This is a genomic window from Microbacterium ulmi, from assembly GCF_011759705.1.
Taxonomy (GTDB): domain Bacteria; phylum Actinomycetota; class Actinomycetes; order Actinomycetales; family Microbacteriaceae; genus Microbacterium; species Microbacterium ulmi.
This window is the reverse complement of the sequence record NZ_JAAOZF010000001.1, coordinates 1,458,371-1,476,807: the sequence shown is the minus strand read 5'-3', so window position 1 is coordinate 1,476,807 and position 18,437 is coordinate 1,458,371. Positions and strand designations below refer to the sequence as shown.

The 18,437-nt window shown below is 71.7% G+C and carries 15 protein-coding genes; 8 read left to right on the top strand and 7 right to left on the bottom strand.

Translation table 11 applies throughout. The features are described from left to right. The first annotated feature begins 9 nt into the window (after nt 1-9). From FHS08_RS07170 to FHS08_RS07140, 7 genes are all read left to right on the top strand, one after another. Entirely contained in the window at nt 10-1,098 is a 1,089-nt protein-coding gene (locus FHS08_RS07170; RefSeq protein WP_167037218.1) for an XdhC family protein, read from the top strand. A 58-nt stretch (nt 1,099-1,156) separates the two neighbouring features. Next, nucleotides 1,157-1,990: an FAD binding domain-containing protein gene (locus tag FHS08_RS07165; RefSeq protein WP_167037216.1), complete on the top strand. Its 834-nt coding sequence runs from the start codon at nt 1,157-1,159 to the stop codon at nt 1,988-1,990. Next, on the top strand, nt 1,987-4,746 hold the full coding sequence (locus FHS08_RS07160; protein ID WP_167037213.1) for a molybdopterin cofactor-binding domain-containing protein: 2,760 nt from the start codon (nt 1,987-1,989) through the stop codon (nt 4,744-4,746). Before FHS08_RS07165 ends, FHS08_RS07160 begins: the two co-directional genes overlap by 4 nt. A 102-nt stretch (nt 4,747-4,848) precedes the next feature. Further along, nucleotides 4,849-5,964, top strand: coding sequence for an ABC transporter substrate-binding protein (locus FHS08_RS07155; RefSeq protein ID WP_167037210.1), 1,116 nt, complete (start codon nt 4,849-4,851; stop codon nt 5,962-5,964). 5 nt (nt 5,965-5,969) lie between these two features. Continuing rightward, nucleotides 5,970-6,791, top strand: coding sequence for an ABC transporter ATP-binding protein (locus FHS08_RS07150; protein WP_170283202.1), 822 nt, complete (start codon nt 5,970-5,972; stop codon nt 6,789-6,791). Next, complete coding sequence (locus FHS08_RS07145; protein ID WP_167037207.1) at nt 6,792-7,598, top strand: ABC transporter permease; 807 nt, start codon at nt 6,792-6,794, stop codon at nt 7,596-7,598. Continuing rightward, nucleotides 7,595-8,500, top strand: a complete 906-nt coding sequence (locus FHS08_RS07140) for an ABC transporter permease (RefSeq protein ID WP_167037204.1) — start codon at nt 7,595-7,597, stop codon at nt 8,498-8,500. Before FHS08_RS07145 ends, FHS08_RS07140 begins: the two co-directional genes overlap by 4 nt. Here FHS08_RS07140 and FHS08_RS07135 read toward each other — a convergent pair. From FHS08_RS07135 to FHS08_RS07105, 7 genes are read right to left on the bottom strand one after another with little or no spacing between them, the layout of a single operon-like run. Continuing rightward, nucleotides 8,497-9,732, bottom strand: a complete 1,236-nt coding sequence (locus tag FHS08_RS07135; protein ID WP_167039724.1) for a M20 family metallo-hydrolase — start codon at nt 9,730-9,732, stop codon at nt 8,497-8,499. The genes FHS08_RS07140 and FHS08_RS07135 overlap by 4 nt on opposite strands. A gap of 55 nt (nt 9,733-9,787) precedes the next feature. Next, complete coding sequence (locus FHS08_RS07130; protein WP_167037201.1) at nt 9,788-11,050, bottom strand: pyridoxal-phosphate-dependent aminotransferase family protein; 1,263 nt, start codon at nt 11,048-11,050, stop codon at nt 9,788-9,790. Further along, entirely contained in the window at nt 11,047-12,657 is a 1,611-nt protein-coding gene (locus tag FHS08_RS07125; protein WP_167037200.1) for an AtzH-like domain-containing protein, read from the bottom strand. Before FHS08_RS07125 ends, FHS08_RS07130 begins: the two co-directional genes overlap by 4 nt. Then, a complete protein-coding gene (locus FHS08_RS07120; RefSeq protein WP_167037197.1) occupies nt 12,654-13,751 on the bottom strand; it encodes an acetamidase/formamidase family protein in 1,098 nt (365 codons plus the stop codon). Before FHS08_RS07120 ends, FHS08_RS07125 begins: the two co-directional genes overlap by 4 nt. Continuing rightward, nucleotides 13,748-15,163, bottom strand: coding sequence for an allantoinase AllB (gene allB, locus FHS08_RS07115; protein ID WP_167037194.1), 1,416 nt, complete (start codon nt 15,161-15,163; stop codon nt 13,748-13,750). Before allB ends, FHS08_RS07120 begins: the two co-directional genes overlap by 4 nt. 49 nt (nt 15,164-15,212) lie before the next feature. Next, entirely contained in the window at nt 15,213-15,926 is a 714-nt protein-coding gene (locus tag FHS08_RS07110) for an aspartate/glutamate racemase family protein (protein WP_341800344.1), read from the bottom strand. Further along, nucleotides 15,923-17,572 (bottom strand): NCS1 family nucleobase:cation symporter-1, encoded by a 1,650-nt coding sequence (locus tag FHS08_RS07105; protein ID WP_167037191.1) that lies wholly within the window; start codon nt 17,570-17,572, stop codon nt 15,923-15,925. Before FHS08_RS07105 ends, FHS08_RS07110 begins: the two co-directional genes overlap by 4 nt. 195 nt (nt 17,573-17,767) lie before the next feature. Between FHS08_RS07105 and FHS08_RS07100 the strand changes: the two genes are divergently transcribed. Then, a complete protein-coding gene (locus tag FHS08_RS07100; protein ID WP_167037188.1) occupies nt 17,768-18,421 on the top strand; it encodes a helix-turn-helix domain-containing protein in 654 nt (217 codons plus the stop codon). Nucleotides 18,422-18,437 lie beyond the last annotated feature (16 nt).

Here is an 18,437-nt window from a genome sequence, read left to right as displayed (position 1 = left end):
CGTGTGAAGATGCTCGAGCTCGCCCGCGACCTGCTCCCGCTGCTCGATCGCGGAGAGACCGTCGCGGTCGTGACGGTCTCCCGCGTCGCCCGCAGCGCACCGCGCGGTGCAGGGGCGGCGATGGCGGTCACGGCATCCGGTCGCGTCATCGGATCGATCTCGGGCGGCTGCGTCGAGGGCGATGCCGTGCTGCTCGCGACCCACGCTCTCGCGACGGGCGTCGGCGCGACCGCGGCGTTCGGCTTCACCGATGCGCAGGCGCATGCCGCCGGGCTCGCGTGCGGCGGGTCGGTCGAGGTCGTCGTCTCGGTCGTCTCCCCCCGCTCCCTCGCGCACGCGACGCTCGCGCACGCGGCCGTGCGAGGGCGCGCGCGCATCGCGATCGTCGCGACGGGCACCGAGGCCGGGCGGATCGTTCCGGTCCCCGAAAGACAGGAACGGCAGGAACGACAGGAGCGACAGGAGCGACAGGAAAGCCCCGAAGGAGCTCTCATGCTCCCCGCGGCATATGCCGGGGAGGATCTCCTCGTCGTCTCGAGCGCGCCCGCGCCGTGGCTCATCGTGATCGGTGCGGGGGAGCATGCGGCCGCACTCTGCCGGGTCGGCTCGGCGGTGGGCTTCCGCGTCACGGTGTGCGATCCGTGGGCCCGTCTCGTGACGCCCGAGCGCTTCCCCGCTGCCGCCGAGCTCGTCGAGGACTACCCCGACCGCTGGCTCGGCGGCATCCCCGTCGACGAGCTCGACGCGCGCACCGCCGTCTGCGTCCTGACTCACGACGAACGGCTCGACGTCCCGGCGCTGCGCGTCGCGCTCGGCCTTCCTGTCGGCTTCGTCGGAGCGATGGGCGCCCGCTCCACCGTCGCGCGCCGCGCGGCCCTGCTCCGCCAGTCCGGTGTGACGGATGAGGCCCTCGCGCGACTGCACTCTCCGGTCGGCCTCGACCTCGGCGGCTCGTCCCCCGAGGAGACCGCCCTGTCGGTGCTCGCGGAGATCGTCGGGGCCCGTCACGGCGGCACGGGGCTCGCGCTGCGCGACCTCTCCGGTCGCATCCACCCCGCGCGCACCGACGCAGCATGCGTGCTTGCGAGGACGCCGTGAGCGCGAACCGCATCAGGCGCCTCCGGGCGTGCCCGGCGGTCCAGCTCTAGGCAGCGCCGTGGACATCACCACCATCACGTCGTATCGGGTCGCGCGCACGCGCGACGACCTCGCCCTCGCACCGGGCGAGGCGCTCCTCGCGGGCGGCACGTGGCTCATGAGCGAGCCGCAGCCGCACACGACGGGATTCGTCGACCTGACAGGCCTCGGCTGGCCCCCGATCGAGGTGAGCGCCGCGGGAGTGCGCATCGCCGCGACGTGCACGATCGCCGAGCTCGTGGCATGGGCACAGGGGCGAGGGGATGCCGCGGTCCCGCGTCGCTGGACGGCGACGACGCTCATCCCGCAGGCTGCGAACGCACTGCTCGCCTCGTTCAAGATCTGGAACACCGCCACCGTGGGCGGCAACGTCTGCCGCTCGTTCGCTGCCGCCGCCATGGTGTCGCTGTGCGCCGCGCTCGATGGTGTCGCGGACGTGTGGTTCGCAGGCGGAGGCGCGTGCCGCGTGCCCGTCGCCGACCTCATCACGGGCAACGGCACGAACAGTCTCGCCGCGGGAGACGTGCTGCGGGCCGTCGAGCTGCCCGCGCACGCCCTCCGCTCGCGGGCGCGCCTGGCCAGGATCGCCCTCGCAGAGCACGGTCGGTCGGGGTCTGTCGTGACGGGACGCGTCGACGACGACGGCGCGGCGGTGTTCACCGTGACGGCGGCGACCCTCACCCCGACCGTGCTGCGCTTCCCCGCGCTGCCCGACGCCGCGACCCTCTCCGGCGCGGTGGGCGCGGCATCCGGCTACTACACCGACCCGCTCGGCTCGTCCGACTGGCGTCGCGGGGTCAGCATCGTGCTCGCGGAGCGGATCCGCGCAGACCTCGAGGGGGAGGGGCCGTGAGGTTCGTCGTCGACGGCTCGGACGTGCACGCGCAGCCGCGTCCCGGCCAGTGCCTGCGGACGCTTCTGCGCGAGACGGGGCACACGGCGGTCAAGAAGGGCTGCGACGCCGGCGACTGCGGAGCGTGCAGCGTCCTGCTCGACGGCACCCCCGTGCACTCGTGCATCGTTCCGGCCGTGCGCGCGGACGGGCGATCCGTCACGACGGCGGCGGGCCTCGCTCCCGGCGACGAGCTCCACCCCGTGCAGGAGGCGCTCGCCGGGGGCTTCGGCTTCCAGTGCGGCTTCTGCACACCCGGCATGAGCGTGACGGCCTCGACGCTGTGCGAGAGCGATCTGCCCGACCTCGACAGGCGGATGAAGGGCAACCTGTGCCGCTGCACGGGCTACCGCCCCATCCGCGAGGCGATCACGGCGTCGGTGCTCGGCCCCGTGCGGGAGACGGGGCCGACCCTGCGGCCCGCTCAGGAGCCGACGACCGGAAACGCGCACGGCGTGGGCCGGTCGGTCGCACCGGAGGCCGCGAGCCGGATCGTGCAGGGACGCGAGCCCTTCACGTTCGACCTCCCGCCGGACCACCCCGCCGCCCGCGCTCTCGTGCTGCGCGTCGTCACGAGCCCGCACGCGCACGCTCGGATTGTCGGCATCGACACGGCCGAGGCGGAGGCCGTGCCGGGCGTCGTCGCGGTCTACACGCACCTCGACGCGCCGCGCGGCCGGTACTCGACCGGCCGGCACGAGCACCGTGAGGACGATCCGGACGACACGCGCCTGCTCGACGACGTCGTCCGCCACGTCGGCCAGCGCGTCGCCGCCGTCGTCGCCGAGTCGACGGAGGCCGCCGACGCGGCTCGGCGACTCGTGCGGGTCGACTACGAGCCGCTCCCCGCCGTCTTCGACCCCGAGGCGGCGCGGCGCCCCGGGGCGCCGCTGCTGCACGCCGAGCGCACCCCCGCCGACCGGGTCCACGAGGCGCATCGCAACGTCGTCGCGGCGGTGCACACCGAGACGGGCGACGTCGACGCCGCCCTCGCGGCGAGCCCCGTCAGGGTGCACGGCACGTGGCAGACGCAGCGCGTGACGCACGCCCAGCTCGAGACGCACGGCTCGATCGGCTGGCTCGACGACGACGGACGGCTCGTCATCCGCTCGTCGACGCAGGTCCCGTTCCTCACGCGCGACGAGCTCGCACGGCTGTTCGACCTCCCCCGCGATCGTGTCCGCGTGCACGCGGCGCGGCTCGGAGGGGGCTTCGGGGGCAAGCAGGAGATGTTCACGGAGGATCTCGTCGCCCTCGCCGTGCTGCGAACGGGCAGACCCGTCGCGTACGAGTTCTCGCGCACGGACGAGTTCCAGCGCGCGGCCGTGAGGCATCCCATGCGGGTCTCGGTCACGCTCGGCGCGACGGACGATGGCATCCTCACGGCGCTGGAGATCGATCTGCTGAGCGACGCGGGCGCGTACGGCAACCACTCGCGCGGCGTCCTGTTCCACTCCCTCGCCGAGTCGACCGCGATCTACCGCTTCCCCGCGAAGCGGATCGACGCGGAGGCGGTCTACACGAACAACGTGCCCTCCGGCGCGTTCCGCGGCTACGGGCTCGGGCAGGTGATCCTCGGTGTCGAGTCTGCGATGGACCTCCTCGCCGAGCGGCTCGGCATGGACCCGTTCGAGCTGCGACGCCGCAACGCCGTCGTGGTGGGCGACGACCCCGGCCACCACGACCTGGTGTGGGGCAGCTACGGGTTCGATCAGTGCCTCGATCTCGCCGAGGGCGCTCTGCGTCGCGGGAACGGGGCGACCGCGCCGGAGGGCTGGCTCGTCGGCGAGGGGATGGCCGCGGCCATGATCGCGACGATGGCGCCCTTCGGCCACATCGCCCACACGACGGCGACGCTGCGCCCCGACGGGACCTTCCTCCTGCACGCGGGCACGGCCGAGTTCGGCAACGGGACGACGACGGTGCTGCGTCAGATCGCGGCATCCGTCTTCGATGCGGGGTTCGATCGGCTCGAGCTGCGACACGGCGACACGGACGCCGTGTCGCACGACACGGGCGCCTTCGCCTCGGCGGGCATCACGGTCGCGGGCAAGGCGCTGCACGCGGCCTGCCTGGCCCTGCATCGCCGCATGCGGCAGATCGCGGCCGCCGTGACGCAGACGGATCCGGATGCCGGTGAGCTCGCCGGCGGCGGAGTCCAGACGCCTGTGCGCACGGTGTCGTGGCGGGAGATCGTGGCGGCCGCAGATCCGGACGAGCTCTCGCCCGAGGGACTCACGACCGACGGCAGCGAGTTCGGAGATCAGCGCTCGCTCGCCTTCAACGTCCACGCCGTGCGAGTCGCGGTCGATCCCGAGACGGGGACCGTGCGGATCCTCCAGTCGGTCCAGGCGGCCGACGCGGGCGTCGTGCTCAACCCCGCGCAGTGCCGCGGGCAGGTCGAGGGAGGGGCGGCGCAGGGCATCGGCAGTGCGCTGTACGAAGAAGTGCTCGCCGCAGAGGACGGGAGCATCGCGAACCCCGTCTTCCGGCAGTACCGCGTGCCGCAGTTCGCGGACGTGCCCGACACCGAGGTGCTCTTCGCCGAGACATCCGACTCGCTCGGACCGTTCGGAGCGAAGTCGATGAGCGAGTCGCCCTACAATCCCGTCGCACCCGCGATCGGCAACGCGATCGCGCGCGCCCTGGGGGTTCGTCCCTACGAGCAGCCCTTCACCCGTGAGCGTGTGTGGCGCCTCGCGCGAGGCCTCGGCTGACGCCTTGCGCCGGCCTGTCACGTCCTCGAAACACGCCGACCGCGTCGGCGAAATGCGTGCGGACTAGCGTCGGTGCGATCACAACCATCTGAAGGGGACCCGATGGCATCACACAGCACTCCGGCGCGCACGCGGCGCCGCACCCGATCTCTCGCAGTCGCCGGCCTGGCCGTCGCCGCCGCTCTCGCGCTCTCGGCCTGCTCGTCAGGCGGTGACGCCGCTTCGGACGGGGCTTCCGACGGCGATGCGGCATCGTTCGGCGAGATCAGCGTGCAGTACTCCTGGATCAAGAACGAGGAGTTCGCGGGCGAGTTCTACGCCTACGAGAACGGCTACTACGACGAGGCCGGGTTCAGCAACGTCGTCGGCGTCGCCGGCCCCGACACGGGAGTCGCCAAGCTCCTCTCGGGGAGCGTGCAGGTCGCGCTGAGCGACGCGGCATCCGTCGGCGCCGCGGTCGCCGAGCAGGACGCGCCCCTCAAGATCATCGGCGCGACGTTCCAGAAGAACCCCTTCACGATCCTCTCGCTCGCCGACGGTGCCGACATCAAGACGCCGCAAGACCTGATCGGCAAGCGCATCGGCGTGCAGGACTCGAACGCGTCGGTGTTCGCGGCGCTGCTGGCCGCCAACGACATCGACCCGAGCTCGCTCGAGATCGTGCCGGTCGACTTCGACCCGACCCCCCTCATCAACGGCGAGGTCGACGGCTTCATGGCCTACCTCACGAACGAGGCCATCACGGTCGAGATGTCGGGCTTCGACGTCACGAACCTCGCCTACGCGGAGAACGGCCTGCCGTACGTCGCCGAGACGTACACCGTGACCGACCAGTTCCTCGCCGAGAACCCCGAGCTCGTCAAGGCGTTCCTGATCGCCGAGATCAAGGGGTGGACCGACACCTTCACGAAGCCGATCGACGACACCGTCTCGCTCGTGACGAAGCACTACAACGACTCGGCCGCTGCGGGCGACCTCACCTTCGGCGAGCTCGATCCGGCCAAGGTCGCTGCCGGGATCTCGGCGCAGGCGCTGCTCATCTCGACCGAGGAGACGGAGTCGGACGGCCTGTTCACGATCTCGGACGACCTCAAGAAGCAGACGCTCGCGTCGCTCAAGGCGTCGGGCTGGGATCTGACGGCCGACGAGCTGTTCGACACGACGATCATCGACGAGATCTACGACGAGTTCCCCGAGCTCAAGGCGTACCTCCCGTAGGGATCATGACCACCTCGACGAACGTGGATGCCGGTGCCCGCACGGGCACCGGCATCCAGATCACCGGAGTATCGAAGTCGTTCGCGCTGCGCGGCGGCAAGTCGCTGCTCGCCCTCGAGGACACCGACCTGCACACCGAGAAGGGCTCGTTCCTCGCACTCCTCGGACCGTCGGGGTGCGGCAAGTCCACGATCCTGCGCATCCTGGCCGCCCTCGACCACCCGACCACCGGGACGGCCCTCGTCGACGGCGAGTCGCCCGATCAGCTGCGCGCGGCCAGCGAGCTCGGCATCGCCTTCCAGGACCACGCGCTCCTGCCGTGGCGGAGCGTCCGCAAGAACATCGAGCTGCCGTTCGAGGTGGCGCGCAGACCCGTCGACAAGGACTACGTCGACGAGCTGATCGCGCTCGTCGGGCTCAAGGACTTCGCGGGCGCCAAGCCCTCGCAGCTGTCGGGAGGCATGCGACAGCGTGCCTCGATCGCCCGCGCGCTCGTGCTCAAGCCCTCCGTCCTGCTCCTGGACGAGCCCTTCGGCGCACTCGACGACATGACGCGGCAGAACCTCAACCTCGAGCTCCTGCGCATCTGGACCGAGAAGCCCGCGACGACGCTGCTGGTCACGCACGGCATCAGCGAGGCGATCTTCCTCGCCGATCGCGTCGCGGTCATGTCGCCCAGACCCGGTCGCGTCAAGGAGATCATCGAGATCGACCTCCCACGTCCCCGCACCCCCGACCTCATGCGCACCCCCGAGTTCCACGCCTACGTCGACCGCGCGTCCGAGCTGCTGTTCGGGTCGGACGGCCGCGCAGAGGCGGAGGCGTAGATGCGCCGCGTGCGGATCCCCACGTGGGCGGCGGGGTTCATCGGAGCCATCGCCCTCGTCCTCGCGTGGTGGATCTTCTCCCTCACCGCGTTCCAGGTGCAGGCCGGGACGACCTTCACCCCCGTGCCCTCCCCGTGGGCCGTCTTCCAGTGGCTGTTCGTCGACGGCAACATCGCCGGCGCGTGGGGCGTCTTCCAGCCCACCGTCACCGCGGCAGGCATCGGCTACCTCTGGGGCAACGGCATCGCGCTGCTGCTCGCCGCCTTCGTGCTCGTGTTCCCGAAGACCGAGACCGTCGTGACGCAGATCGCCGTCGTCAGCTACTGCCTGCCGATCGTGGCGGTCGGAGGCATCTCGGTCGTCGTGCTCGGAGGCGCCAAGAGCCCGGGAGACCCGTCGGCGACCGCTATCTTCCTCGCGGCGCTCGTCTGCGTCTTCACGACCGTCGTCGGGGCGATCCTCGGTCTCAAGTCGGCCGACGCCTCGTCGCTGGACGTCGTGACGGTCTTCGGCGGCAGCTCGTGGACGCAGCTGCGCAAGGTGCGTCTCATCGCGGCCCTGCCGGCCATCCTCAACGCCCTGCAGATCGCCGTGCCGACGGCCTTCCTCGGCGCTGTGCTCGGCGAGTACCTGGGGGCCATCACGGCCGGCATCGGTCCCACCCTCATCCGTCTCCAGGGCCAGCTCGACGCCGCGGGCGTCTGGTCGGTGTTCCTGCTGTGCGCCGTCTTCGCGCTCGTCGCGTACGGCCTCGTCGGCCTCGTCGTGCGGTTCGTGACCCCGTGGGTGTCGGGGAGCGCCTCATGACCGCGAAGCTCGTCGACACCGCCAATCCCCCGGCGCCCGCCACGGGCAGGCTCGCGCTCTCCGCCGATCCCGCCGCACAGGCCCGGCTCACGGCCGATCGCCGTCGAGCGCTCGGCCGCAGCCTCCGACGATCGCTCGGGAACGCCGCCATCACGTTCGCGATCGTGCTGCTGCTGTGGCAGGCGATCGTCAGCTTCACCGGGATCTCGCCGTACGTCGCGAAGGGGCCCGTCGACGTCTGGAACCACCTGTTCGCCGGAGCGGATGCCGCATCCCACCGCGCGCAGATGGCGCCGCTCGTCGCCCAGACGCTGCTCGACTCGTCGATCGGCTTCGTGTTCGGCATGATCACGGCGATGATCCTGGCTGTGCTGTTCAGCCTCTCCAAGGCGGTCGAGGCCGGCGTCATGCCCCTCGTGCTCCTGTTGCGCACGATCCCGCTCGTCTCGATCGCACCCGTCATCATCCTCATCACGGGTCGCGGCACGCTCGCCTCGGTCGCCGTCATCGGAACGATCGTCGTGCTGTTCCCGGCGCTGGCGAGCATCCTGTTCGGCCTGAGCCGTGCGAGCAGGCAGAGCATCGACGTCGTCCACGTCTTCGGCGGCGGCCGGTTCACGGCGCTGCGGAAGGTCAGCATCCCCGGCGCCGGTCCGTCGCTGTTCGCCGCGGCGCGCGTCTCTGTGCCCGGCGCCGTCACGGGCGCCCTGCTGGCGGAGTGGCTCTCGACGGGTCAGGGCATCGGCGGATCGATCCTGAAGTTCAACGCGCAGGCGCAGTTCGCGCAGCTGTGGACGTCGATCGCCCTCATCACCCTCATCACGCTGCTGCTGTACAACATCGTGCAGGTCGTCGAGAACGCCGTGCTCGTGCGGATGGGGATGTCGACGGCGCAGCGCTAACCGCGGTCGGCTGCGAGCTGCAGCACGGCTTCCGCGAGGGCCCGGATGCCGAGGCCGACGTCTTCCGTCGACACCAACTCGTCGGGGTGATGGCTGATGCCGTCGGGATTGCGCAGGAACAGCATCCCGATGCCGGTGATCGACCCGATCGCCATGCCGTCGTGCCCCGCGCGGCTGAAGATGACGGGCGGATCGTCGGATCCGGGAGCGGTCGACCGGATGCCCTCTCCGACGACGTCGCGCAGGAGCGGCGCGCACATGACGGCGGGGGCGCTGTGCACCTCGCGCGCGCTCCAGCGCAGGCCCCGGCGGCCCATGACGGCATCGAGCTCCAGCGAGATGGCATCCCACACGCGGTCGCGCTCGCCGTCGAACTCGCCCCGGAGGTCGAGGCTGAACCGTGCCTCGCCCGGCACGATGTTGACGGCGCCGGGGAACGCCTCCAGCTGACCGACCGTGCCGACGATGTGGTGCTCGGCGCGGCTGATCCGCTCGACCGCGAGGGCGGCCTCGGCCGCGCCGAGGAGCGCATCGCGGCGCATGTCGTAGGGCGTGCCGCCCGCGTGGCGCGCCTCGCCCTCGACGACGAGCTGGAATCGGCGCGCGCTCGCGATCGACGACACGACGGCGAGGGGCTCGCCGCCGCGGTCGAGCTCGGGCCCTTGCTCGATGTGCGCTTCGAGATAGCCGACGAGCTCGTCGGGCCGGCGCGCGGCCTCGCCGATGCGCGACGGGTCGAGGCCGAAGTCGAGGAACGCCTCGCGCAGCGTCGTGCCGTCGGCATCGGCCAGCGCCCACCACTCGTCGTTCCACGTGCCGGCGACGGCCGACGAGCCGAGCAGGGCCTTGCCGAACCGCGTCCCCTCCTCGTCGGAGAAGGCCAGCACCTCGAGCGCGAACGGAAAGGGCGACGCGAACCCGTCGCCGACCGGCACGCGCAGCAGCCGCACGACCTCGAGGGCCATGAGCACGCCGACGATCCCGTCGAAGCGACCCGCGTCGGGAACGGTGTCCAGGTGCGAGCCGAGCAGGAGGGAGCGGGAGTCGGGGGCACGCGCGACGTCGAGCCGGCCGAGCTGGTTGCCCGCGGCATCCTGTCTCGTCGTGAGGCCGACCTCGCGCATCCACTCCGCCGCGAGACGGTTGACGCGGGCGTGCTCGGGCGAGAGGTACACGCGCTGGATCGCGCCCGGCGTCGCACTGACGCGAGCGAGCTCGTCGCAGCGGGCCATGACGCGCCGCGCCGCCGCGGCGATGGCCTCGGGGGTCGCGTCGAGGAGGGGCACGTCAGGCCCCCGCGTACACGTCTGCCGCCGCTTCGACGCCGCCGCCGGCTGCGACCGAGACGCCGAAGCGGCGCAGCACGGCCTCGAGGGCCGCGAGGGTCGTGAGCACCGCGTCTTTGCGCGCGTTGTAGCCCATCGTCCCGATGCGCCACACGCGTCCGTGGAGTGGTCCGAACGACGTGCCGATCTCGATGCCGAAGTCGTTCAGCAACGCGGCACGGGCGGCATCCCCCGGGACGCCGTCCGGGATCTCGACGGCGACGACGTTGCTCATCCTGTGAGCGAGGTCTCCGAACACGGCCAGCCCCAGCCCGCGCACGCCCGCGAGCATGGCGTCGCCCGCGAGCCGGTGCCGCGCGATGACCGCCTGTCGCCCCTCGAGGAGGATCAGGCGCGCGCACTCCCGCGCCGCGTAGAGCATCGACGTCGCCTCGGTGTGGTGGTTGAGCCTGCGAGGACCCCAGTAGTCGAGGATCATGCCGAGATCGAAGTAGTTCGAGCGCACGAAGTCGGGCGCCGACGGGTCGTCCGGCTCGCGGATGCCGGCCTCGACCTTCTTGCGCGCCTGCACGACCTCGACGGCGCGGTCGCTCAGCGTGAGCGGGGACGACCCCGACGGACCGCCGAGGCACTTCTGCAGTCCGGCGGTCGCGGCATCCACTCCCCATGCGTCGGCCTCGAAGTCGTTGCCGCCGAGGGATGCCGTCGCGTCGGTGTAGAAGAGCACCCCGTGCTTCTCGCAGACGGCCCCGATCTCATCGAGCGGCTGGTTCATCGTCGTCGACGTGTCGCCCTGCACGAGCGCGAGGAGCGCGGGGCGCACGCGCACGATCGCCTCTTCGATCGCCGAGACGGGGAACACCTGGCCCCACGCCGTCTCGATCGTGTGCACCTGCGCCATGGCGCGCTCTGCGATCTCGGCGAGCAGGTGCCCGAACCTGCCGAACACGGGGACGAGCACGCGATCGCCCGGGCGGATGAGCGACACCATGGCGGCCTCGATGCCTGCGCGGCTCGTGCCGTCGACGAGCAGGGTTGCCTCGTTGCGCGTCGCCCAGACGCCTCGGTACAGCGCCTGCGTCTCGGTCATCGTCGCGGTCATGAACGGGTCGTACTGGCCCACGAGCGGCGCCGACATCGCGCGCAGCACCGAAGGGTACGCGGAGATGGGACCGGGGCCCATGAGCAGCCGGGCGGGCGGGTCGATGGGGCCGGGGAGCGCCGGGCCGGGAGAAGCGGGGTCTGCGCGCGGGTCGGGCGTCATGTGTCCTCCGGGTCGTCGGCGGTGAGGGCTGCGAGGCGGCGTGCGAGGCGCACGAGGGCGATGTCGGTGCCCGCGCGCGACACGAGGCACACGCCGACCGGCGCGGGTCCGAGCTGCGACTCGACGGTCAGCAGCGGCACCGAGACGGCGGGCAGTCCCCCGATCGCGGCGGGCGTCGTCATCCGCAGCGTGGCCTGGCGCACGGCATCCACTCTCTCCCCCTGCGACGTGCGCATGGGCGCGGGCCCCGGCACGGTCGGGAAGACGAGCACGGCGTCGCGCACGAGGTGATCGAGACGCTCGCGCAGAGGCGCGAGGGCTGCGCGAGCGGATGCCTCTGCGCCGGGCGTGATCTGGGACGCGATGCGGAACCGCTCGGCGACGGCCGCGCCGACCGCGCCGGGATGCGCGCGGAGCCACTCGCCGTCGTTGCGCCACGCCTCGGCCCCCTGCACCGTGCGGAAGGGCTCGAAGTAGTCGTCGAGCGGCCCGATCGGCATGCGCGCGAGGCGCGGCGCGTCGTCGGATGCCGCGAGCCGTGCGAGGAACGCGTCGAACGCGACCCGCGTGTCGGGCTCGACGGCCGCGACGATCTCGTCCGGGACGAAGAGGCGCCACGGCAGGTCGTCGCCCGACTCGCCGAGCACGTGCTCGGTCGACTCCGACCCGTCGTAGCTCAGGCACCAGTCGACGACGCGCTGCAGCGTCGCGCCGTCGCGCGTGAGCCACCCCACGCTGTCGAACGACTGCGCGAGGGGCAGAAGACCCTGCCGTGGAACGAGCCCGTGGGTCGTGCGCAGACCCCACAGCCCCTGGTACGACGCGGGCACGCGCACGGACCCGGCCGTGTCGGTCGCCAGCCCGATGTCTGCCTGTCCCGTCGCCACGGCGGATGCCGGACCGCTCGACGAGCCCCCGGGCAGGGCGCCCGGCAGCGCCCCGTTGGGCGGAGTGCCGTAGTGCGCGTTGTCGCCCGCGATCGAGTACGCGAACTCGTCGGTGCGGGCGATGCCGCGCAGCGACGCTCCCCCGCGGAGGAGATCGGAGACGGCGGCCGCCGTCGTGGTCTCGGGGCGTGCGGAGTCGAGGTATGCCGGGTTCCCCGCGCCGATGCGATAGCCCTTGATCGCGAACAGGTCCTTGACCGCGACCGTGAGGCCCGCGAGCGGCCCGTCCCACGCGCCCTGCCACAGCGGGTCGCCGACCGTCCGCCAGACCGAGCGGTCGATGGCCGCGGCCCTCGGGGTGACATGGGCCGCCGTGATGAGCCAGCGGCCGCCGATGCGCTGCCAGACCTGGGTCTGCAGCCCGGTCCCACCGCCCACGTAGCGCGAGATCGACACGAGCAGCGCGACGCCGTCGCCGAGCGGACGGTACTCGACGCGCTCGATCGTGCGGGGCGGAACGCCTCCTCGCACACCGCGGAAGGCGCTGATGACGTCGTGCCCGACGAGCAGGCCGGCCGCGTCGCCGCGCAGCGTGTCGGGGCCCGGTGCGAACGCGGCATCCAGCGCCTCGAGGTCGTTGGAGAGGATCGCGCGCTCGTAGTCGTCGAACGCCGTCAGCAGGTCGGCGGGGAGCTCGTCGGGGATGCTCTCGCCGGTCATGAGCGCGACCGCCCGACGCCGGCGAAGTCGGCCTCGCGGATGCGCGCGTGAACGCCGCAGACGATGTCGACGACCTGAGAGATGTCGAAGTCGGTCGCGGCCGACAGGTACGCGTAGGCGAGGTGCTCGTCCATGCCGTACCGCGCGCGCAACAGGGAAAGAGACGCGCGGACGGCCTTGCGCATCGCCTCGTCGAGGTCGGGGTCGAGGCCCGTCGGCACGAGGTACTCGTCGGTGCGCACGAGGGGCCCCTGCACCTCGCCGAACTCGGCGAGCGCCTCGGCGCGCGGCACGACGTCGAACCGCACGGTCGCGCGGAGGGATGCCTCCAGCGCCGTCAGCGCGACCTCGCCGTCGCCCTGTGCGAAGTGCGGGTCGCCGACGTACGCGAGCGCTCCAGGAACCTGGACGGGCAGGTACAGCGAAGCGCCCTCGACGAGGAGGTTGATGTCGATGTTGCCGCCGTGCGCCCCCGGGGGAACGGAGTGCGGCCTCTCGTCGCCCGCGACGGCGACGCCCATCGTGCCGAGGAAGGGCGCGAGGGGGAACTCGACGACACGCTCTCCGCCCTCGACGAGCGGCAGGAGGCCGACGAGGGCGCCGTCGCGCTCCTCGACGGGCGCGAAGACGCTGACGCTCCCGGGACCGCGCGGCAGCTCGCCGGCGAGGGCGCCCTTGCCGTGACGGTTCGAGATGACGCCGTACGGCACGCGCGGCTCGAGGCGCACGACGGTGATCTTCAGGAGGTCGCCGGGGGCGGCATCCGTCACGAAGACGGGACCCGTGATGACGTGCGGGCCGTCGTTCGCTGGGTCGCGCGACAGGTTCGCGGCGATCTCGACGGCGTCGGTCAGCACGGCCTCGGGCGCGACGCCGTGCGCGCCGAAGTAGGCGAGCGGATCCTTGCCCTGGTCTTCCAGGACGCCTTCGTGGCTGACGGTGTCGAACGTCACGGTGTCGCCCGACGCGACCGTGAGCACGGGAGCGTCGGCGGCGCACGGCAGGCGCCCCCACAGCACGGTCGACGGCGTCGCGGGCAGGTAGTGGTCGCCCAGCACGTCGCCGTCGGCGGGCTGGAGGATGTCGATCGTCATGACGCCGCGTCCCTCCGTCCGATCGTCGCGTGCGCAGGTGCCGTCGACGCCTGCGCCGACACTCGTCTGACCAGGATGTCGCCTCCCTGCCGTGACAGCACGCCGTTGTCGCGCCCGAACACACGTTCGCCGCGCAGGTACGTCGCCTCGATGACGCCCGTCAGGGTGCGTCCGTCCCACGGCGACAGCTTGTTGCGATAGGCGAGGGTGCGCGCGTCGACGGTCCACGTGCGGTCGGGCGCGAAGACGGCGAAGTGCGCCGGCGCGCGCTCCTCGATGCGCCCGAGGCGCGTGAGCCCCGCGATGCGCGCGGGTCCCGTCGTGAACAGCGGCAGGATCGCCTCGAGCGGGATGCCGCGGCCCCGCGCCTCGGTCCACACGGCCGAGAGGCCCGTCTGGAGCCCCGAGATTCCGCCCCACGCAAGCCCGAAATCGCCGTCGCCCTGCTCCTTGAGCTCGCGCGTCGAGGGAGAGTGGTCGCTCACGATCGCGTCGATCGTCCCGTCGAGCAGGCCGGCCCACAGGAGATCCTGATTCGAGGCGTCGCGGATGGGCGGGCAGCACTTGAACGCCGCGGCGCCGTCGGGCACGTCCTCGGCGCGGAGGGTGAGGTAGTGCGGGCACGTCTCGACCGTCAGGCGAACGCCGTCCGCCTTCGCCTCGCGCACCGAGTCGAGCGCCGCGCCGTCGGAGACGTGCACGATGTGCGCGCGGGCGCCCGTGCGACGGGATGCCTCGATCACCTGCCGGATCGCCGACTCCTCGCTCACCGGAGGTCGCGAGGCGAGGAAGTCGCCGTAGCTCCGGCCGAGCGGCCCGTCGGCATGCAGGTGCGCGGGATCTTCCGCGTGGACGATGAGCAGTCCGTCGAACGCGGCGAGCTCCGCGAGCGCGGCCTCCAGCTGCGCCGGATCGAGGTGACCGAACTCGTCGATGCCCGACGGCGAGAGGAAGCACTTGAACCCGACGACCCCCGCGGCGGCGAGGTCGGCGAGGTGGCCGAGGTTGCCGGGCACGGCGCCGCCCCAGTACGCGACGTCGACGGCGAGCTTGCCTTCGCCGTCGCGCCGGTCGAGCGCGGCCGTGCGCTTCGCGGCGAGCGCGAGCGGCGTCGTCGTGACGGGCACGGAGTTCAGCGGCATGTCGACGACTGTCGTCACGCCTCCCGCCGCTGCTGCGGCCGTGCCGGTCGCGAACCCCTCCCACTCGGTGCGCCCCGGCTCGTCGAGGTGGACGTGCGAGTCGACGAGCCCTGGCAGCAGCACGAGGTCGTCGTCGAGGACCGTGTCGGCCGATGCGTCGAAGGGACCCACTCGCGTGGTGAACCCGTCCGTGTGCACCAGCGTCGCCGCGACGAACGCGCCATCGATGAAGACTCGGCGTGCCGCGATCGATGTCAGGGCGTCGCTCATGAGGCCACCGTAGGGGCCGCGGGTTTCGCCCGTGTTACCCCGTCGCCGCTCACGGCACGGGCACGGGCCGGCGCGGCGGGGCCGCGTACTCGTCGCGCTTGCTCGTGCCCACTCCCGCTCGCACCATGGCCGCGGCCAGCCCGACTGCGGCGGAGACGCCGTCGACGACGGGCACGCCCACTCGGTCGGCGAGGCGGTGGCAGAGGTCGGTCATCCCGGCGCAGCCGAGCACGACGGCATCCGCTCCCTGCGCCACGGCTTCGCGGCAGTGGCGGGCGATCGTCTCGAACGCCTCGCCCGTCGCCTCCTCGAGGTCGAGGACGGGGATGCCGGTGCCCGACATCCAGACGCAGGCGTCCGTCATGCCGTACCGGGCGAGGAGGTCCTGCGCGCGCCCCAGGGTGCGGCTGAGCGTCGTCACGATCGCGAAGGAGCGGCCGGAGATCGCGGCGAGATGCATCGCGGCCTCGGCGATGCCGATGACGGGCACGTCGACGAGCTCGCGCGCGGCGTCGAGGCCGGGGTCGCCGAAGCACGCGACGACGTACGCGTCGCTGCCGCCCGCCCGCACGTCGCGCTCGACGAGCTCGACGACCGCGACGGCGGCGCGGGCCTCGTCGACGTGGCTCTCGATCGCCGCGGGCCCGTCGTCGGGGCAGACCGCGGCGATCTCGACTCCGGGCCCCGCGACCTCCCCGGCGGCGGCCGCGATCTTCGCGGTCATCGCCAGGGAGGTGTTGGGGTTGATGAGGGTGATCCTCACCGGGTCGCCTCATGTACCGGGATCTCGGCCGAGATCGCGGGCGGCTCGGACTGTGCCGTCGCCGCCGCGCCGTCGACGGTGCCGTCGGACACGCCCTCCTCGCCCTCGAACGTCGGCACCTTCGGGTCGAGGCGCTCGAACAGGATGAACAGGGCGTAGCCGAGCCCGCAGCCGATGAACCACGTGTAGTTGCCGATCCACGAGATGTCGAACAGCCCCATGTCTGCGAACAGCTTCGGGAAGACGCCCAGGATGACGGTCGGGATGCCCGCCGCGAGGATCGCCTTCACGGCGTTGGGGTTGTAGCCCCTGCGGTACCAGTACGGCCCGGCCTGGTCCATCGTGTACATCGCGTCGACCTTGATCCGCTGGTGCGCGGCGACGTAGTAGCCCGCGATGAGGATGCCGAACAGCGGACCGATGAGGGCTCCCAGCAGGCCGAGCGTGTAGTGGATCGCGGTGTCGTTCGAGTACCAGTTCCACGGTGTCAGCAGGACCGACCCGACGGCGGCGATCATGCCTCCCATGCGCCACGAGATCTTGCGGGGCGCGACGTTCGAGAAGTCGAACGCGGGAGAGATGAAGTTCGCGACGATGTTGATGCCGACCGTCGCGATGACGAACGTGAGGCCGCCGAGAAGCACCGCGAAGACGGTGTCGATCTCCTGCACCGTCTGGATGGGGTCGGTGATGAGGCGCCCGAACACCGGCACCGTCGCGGAGGCGGTGATGACGGTGAGCAGGGAGAAGAACAGGAAGTTGATCGGCAGACCCAGGAGGTTGCCCCGCTTGACCGCCGCGAACGACCTTCCGTACCGCGCGAAGTCGCCGAAGTTGAGCATCGGTCCGGAGAAGTACGACACGACGATCGCGATCGCCGTGAGCATGACCGGGATCGACGCCCAGAAGTCCAGCGGCTCGCCGACCGACAGGTCCAGGCCGATGTTCTGCCATCCCGCCTGCGAGACGAGATAGACGGCGAGCACGATCATGACGACGTAGACGGCGGGGCCCGCGAAGTCGATGAAGCGGCGGATGACCTCCATCCCACGCCAGAACAGCGCCGCCTGCGCGACCCACAGGATCGCGTAGGAGATCCAGCCGAGCGCCGAGAGGCCGAGGAAGCTGTGCTCGAGCAGCTCGGCGCTGGCGGGGATGAACTTCAGGAACACGATGTTCAGCGACTCGGCGGCCAGGAACGTCTGCACTCCGTACCAGGCGATCGCGATGAGCCCGCGGATGATGGCGGGGATGTTCGCGCCGCGGATGCCGAAGATCGCCCGGTTGACGACGGGGAAGGGCACCCCCGTCCTCTGGCTGGGCTTGGCGACGAGATTGACGAACACCTGCACGATGACGATGCCGATCAGGAGAGCGAGCAGCACCTGCCAGCTCGCGATGCCGAGGGCGAACAGCGAGCCCGCGGTGACGTAGCCTCCCACGGAGTGCACGTCGGACATCCAGAACGCGAAGATGTTGTACGACGACCACGTCTGCTTGCGCAGCGGCGCGAGGTCTTCGTTCGCGAGTCGCAGGTCGTACTCCGGCTTCATGTTTCCCGCACCGATCGGGAGGCCTGCGGCCTCGACGATGTCGTGCGGCTTCGTGAACGGTGCGGCGTCGGATGCCGCGGGTGACTCTGCCATGGGACCTCCCAGGGGAATGGGGCGCAGCGCGCCCGGGTCATTGAGGGGAATGACCACGACGTGGAGTCCGCGGCCGGGTGGTTCTTGTGAGTGAAGCTATTGCTTCACGTTCTCTCGCTGATTTCGGTCGTGTAACGGGTGTGTGAAGTCACGCCTTCACAGCCTTGGCCCAGGACGATGGTTAGGATGCTTCGCATGGCGAGCACGCACCCACACCCGGACGCCGTCGGCGCCGTGCCCGCGGGCGCAGACGCGCCCGACCTCGGCGACTCGCCGCCCGACGTCGGCAGCCGCCTGCGCGCGCTGCGCCGGGAGCAGGGGATGTCTGCCCGCCAGCTCGCCGAGTCGCTCGGCATCTCGCCGAGCGCCGTGTCGCAGATCGAGCGGGGCGTGCTGCAGCCGAGCGTGTCGCGGCTCATCGCGATCACAGACGCGCTGGGGGTTCCGCTGGCTTCCGTCTTCGACGCGAAGGCCGACGTGATCGCCGAGATCGAGGCGACGATCGGAGGCTTCGCGCTCGAGCGCGCGGGTCACTCGTCGGTCGTCACGCTCGGCAGCGGCGTGCTGTTCCGCCGGCTCTCGCCCGGTCGCACGCCCGGCGTCGACTACTTCGAGTCGACGTACCCTCCCGGCAGCAGCGCCCACGCCGAGGCCGAGCTGTTCCGCCACGACGGCTACGAGATCGGACGGGTCAGCTCAGGCGAGCTGACGATCGACTTCGAGGAGGAGAAGGTCGTACTCCGCCCCGGCGACGCCATCAGCTTCCCCTGCTCTCGGCCGCACCGCATCCACAACGCCGGCGACGAGGACGCCGTCGCACAGTGGCTCATCGTGCACGCGGAGCGCTGACCGCGCGCCCGAGGCT

What these genes read in the sequence shown, in the direction of transcription:
- FHS08_RS07170 (WP_167037218.1), top strand. Translation starts at nt 10, where the DNA reads ATGCTCGAGCTCGCCCGCGACCTGCTCCCGCTGCTCGATCGCGGAGAG.
- FHS08_RS07135 (WP_167039724.1), bottom strand. Translation starts at nt 9,732, where the DNA reads ATGGCCCGCTGCGACGAGCTCGCTCGCGTCAGTGCGACGCCGGGCGCG.
- FHS08_RS07140 (WP_167037204.1), top strand. Translation starts at nt 7,595, where the DNA reads ATGACCGCGAAGCTCGTCGACACCGCCAATCCCCCGGCGCCCGCCACG.
- FHS08_RS07125 (WP_167037200.1), bottom strand. Translation starts at nt 12,657, where the DNA reads ATGACCGGCGAGAGCATCCCCGACGAGCTCCCCGCCGACCTGCTGACG.
- FHS08_RS07155 (WP_167037210.1), top strand. Translation starts at nt 4,849, where the DNA reads ATGGCATCACACAGCACTCCGGCGCGCACGCGGCGCCGCACCCGATCT.
- FHS08_RS07150 (WP_170283202.1), top strand. Translation starts at nt 5,970, where the DNA reads ATGACCACCTCGACGAACGTGGATGCCGGTGCCCGCACGGGCACCGGC.
- FHS08_RS07120 (WP_167037197.1), bottom strand. Translation starts at nt 13,751, where the DNA reads ATGACGATCGACATCCTCCAGCCCGCCGACGGCGACGTGCTGGGCGAC.
- allB (WP_167037194.1), bottom strand. Translation starts at nt 15,163, where the DNA reads ATGAGCGACGCCCTGACATCGATCGCGGCACGCCGAGTCTTCATCGAT.
- FHS08_RS07130 (WP_167037201.1), bottom strand. Translation starts at nt 11,050, where the DNA reads ATGACGCCCGACCCGCGCGCAGACCCCGCTTCTCCCGGCCCGGCGCTC.
- FHS08_RS07105 (WP_167037191.1), bottom strand. Translation starts at nt 17,572, where the DNA reads ATGGCAGAGTCACCCGCGGCATCCGACGCCGCACCGTTCACGAAGCCG.
- FHS08_RS07100 (WP_167037188.1), top strand. Translation starts at nt 17,768, where the DNA reads ATGGCGAGCACGCACCCACACCCGGACGCCGTCGGCGCCGTGCCCGCG.
- FHS08_RS07145 (WP_167037207.1), top strand. Translation starts at nt 6,792, where the DNA reads ATGCGCCGCGTGCGGATCCCCACGTGGGCGGCGGGGTTCATCGGAGCC.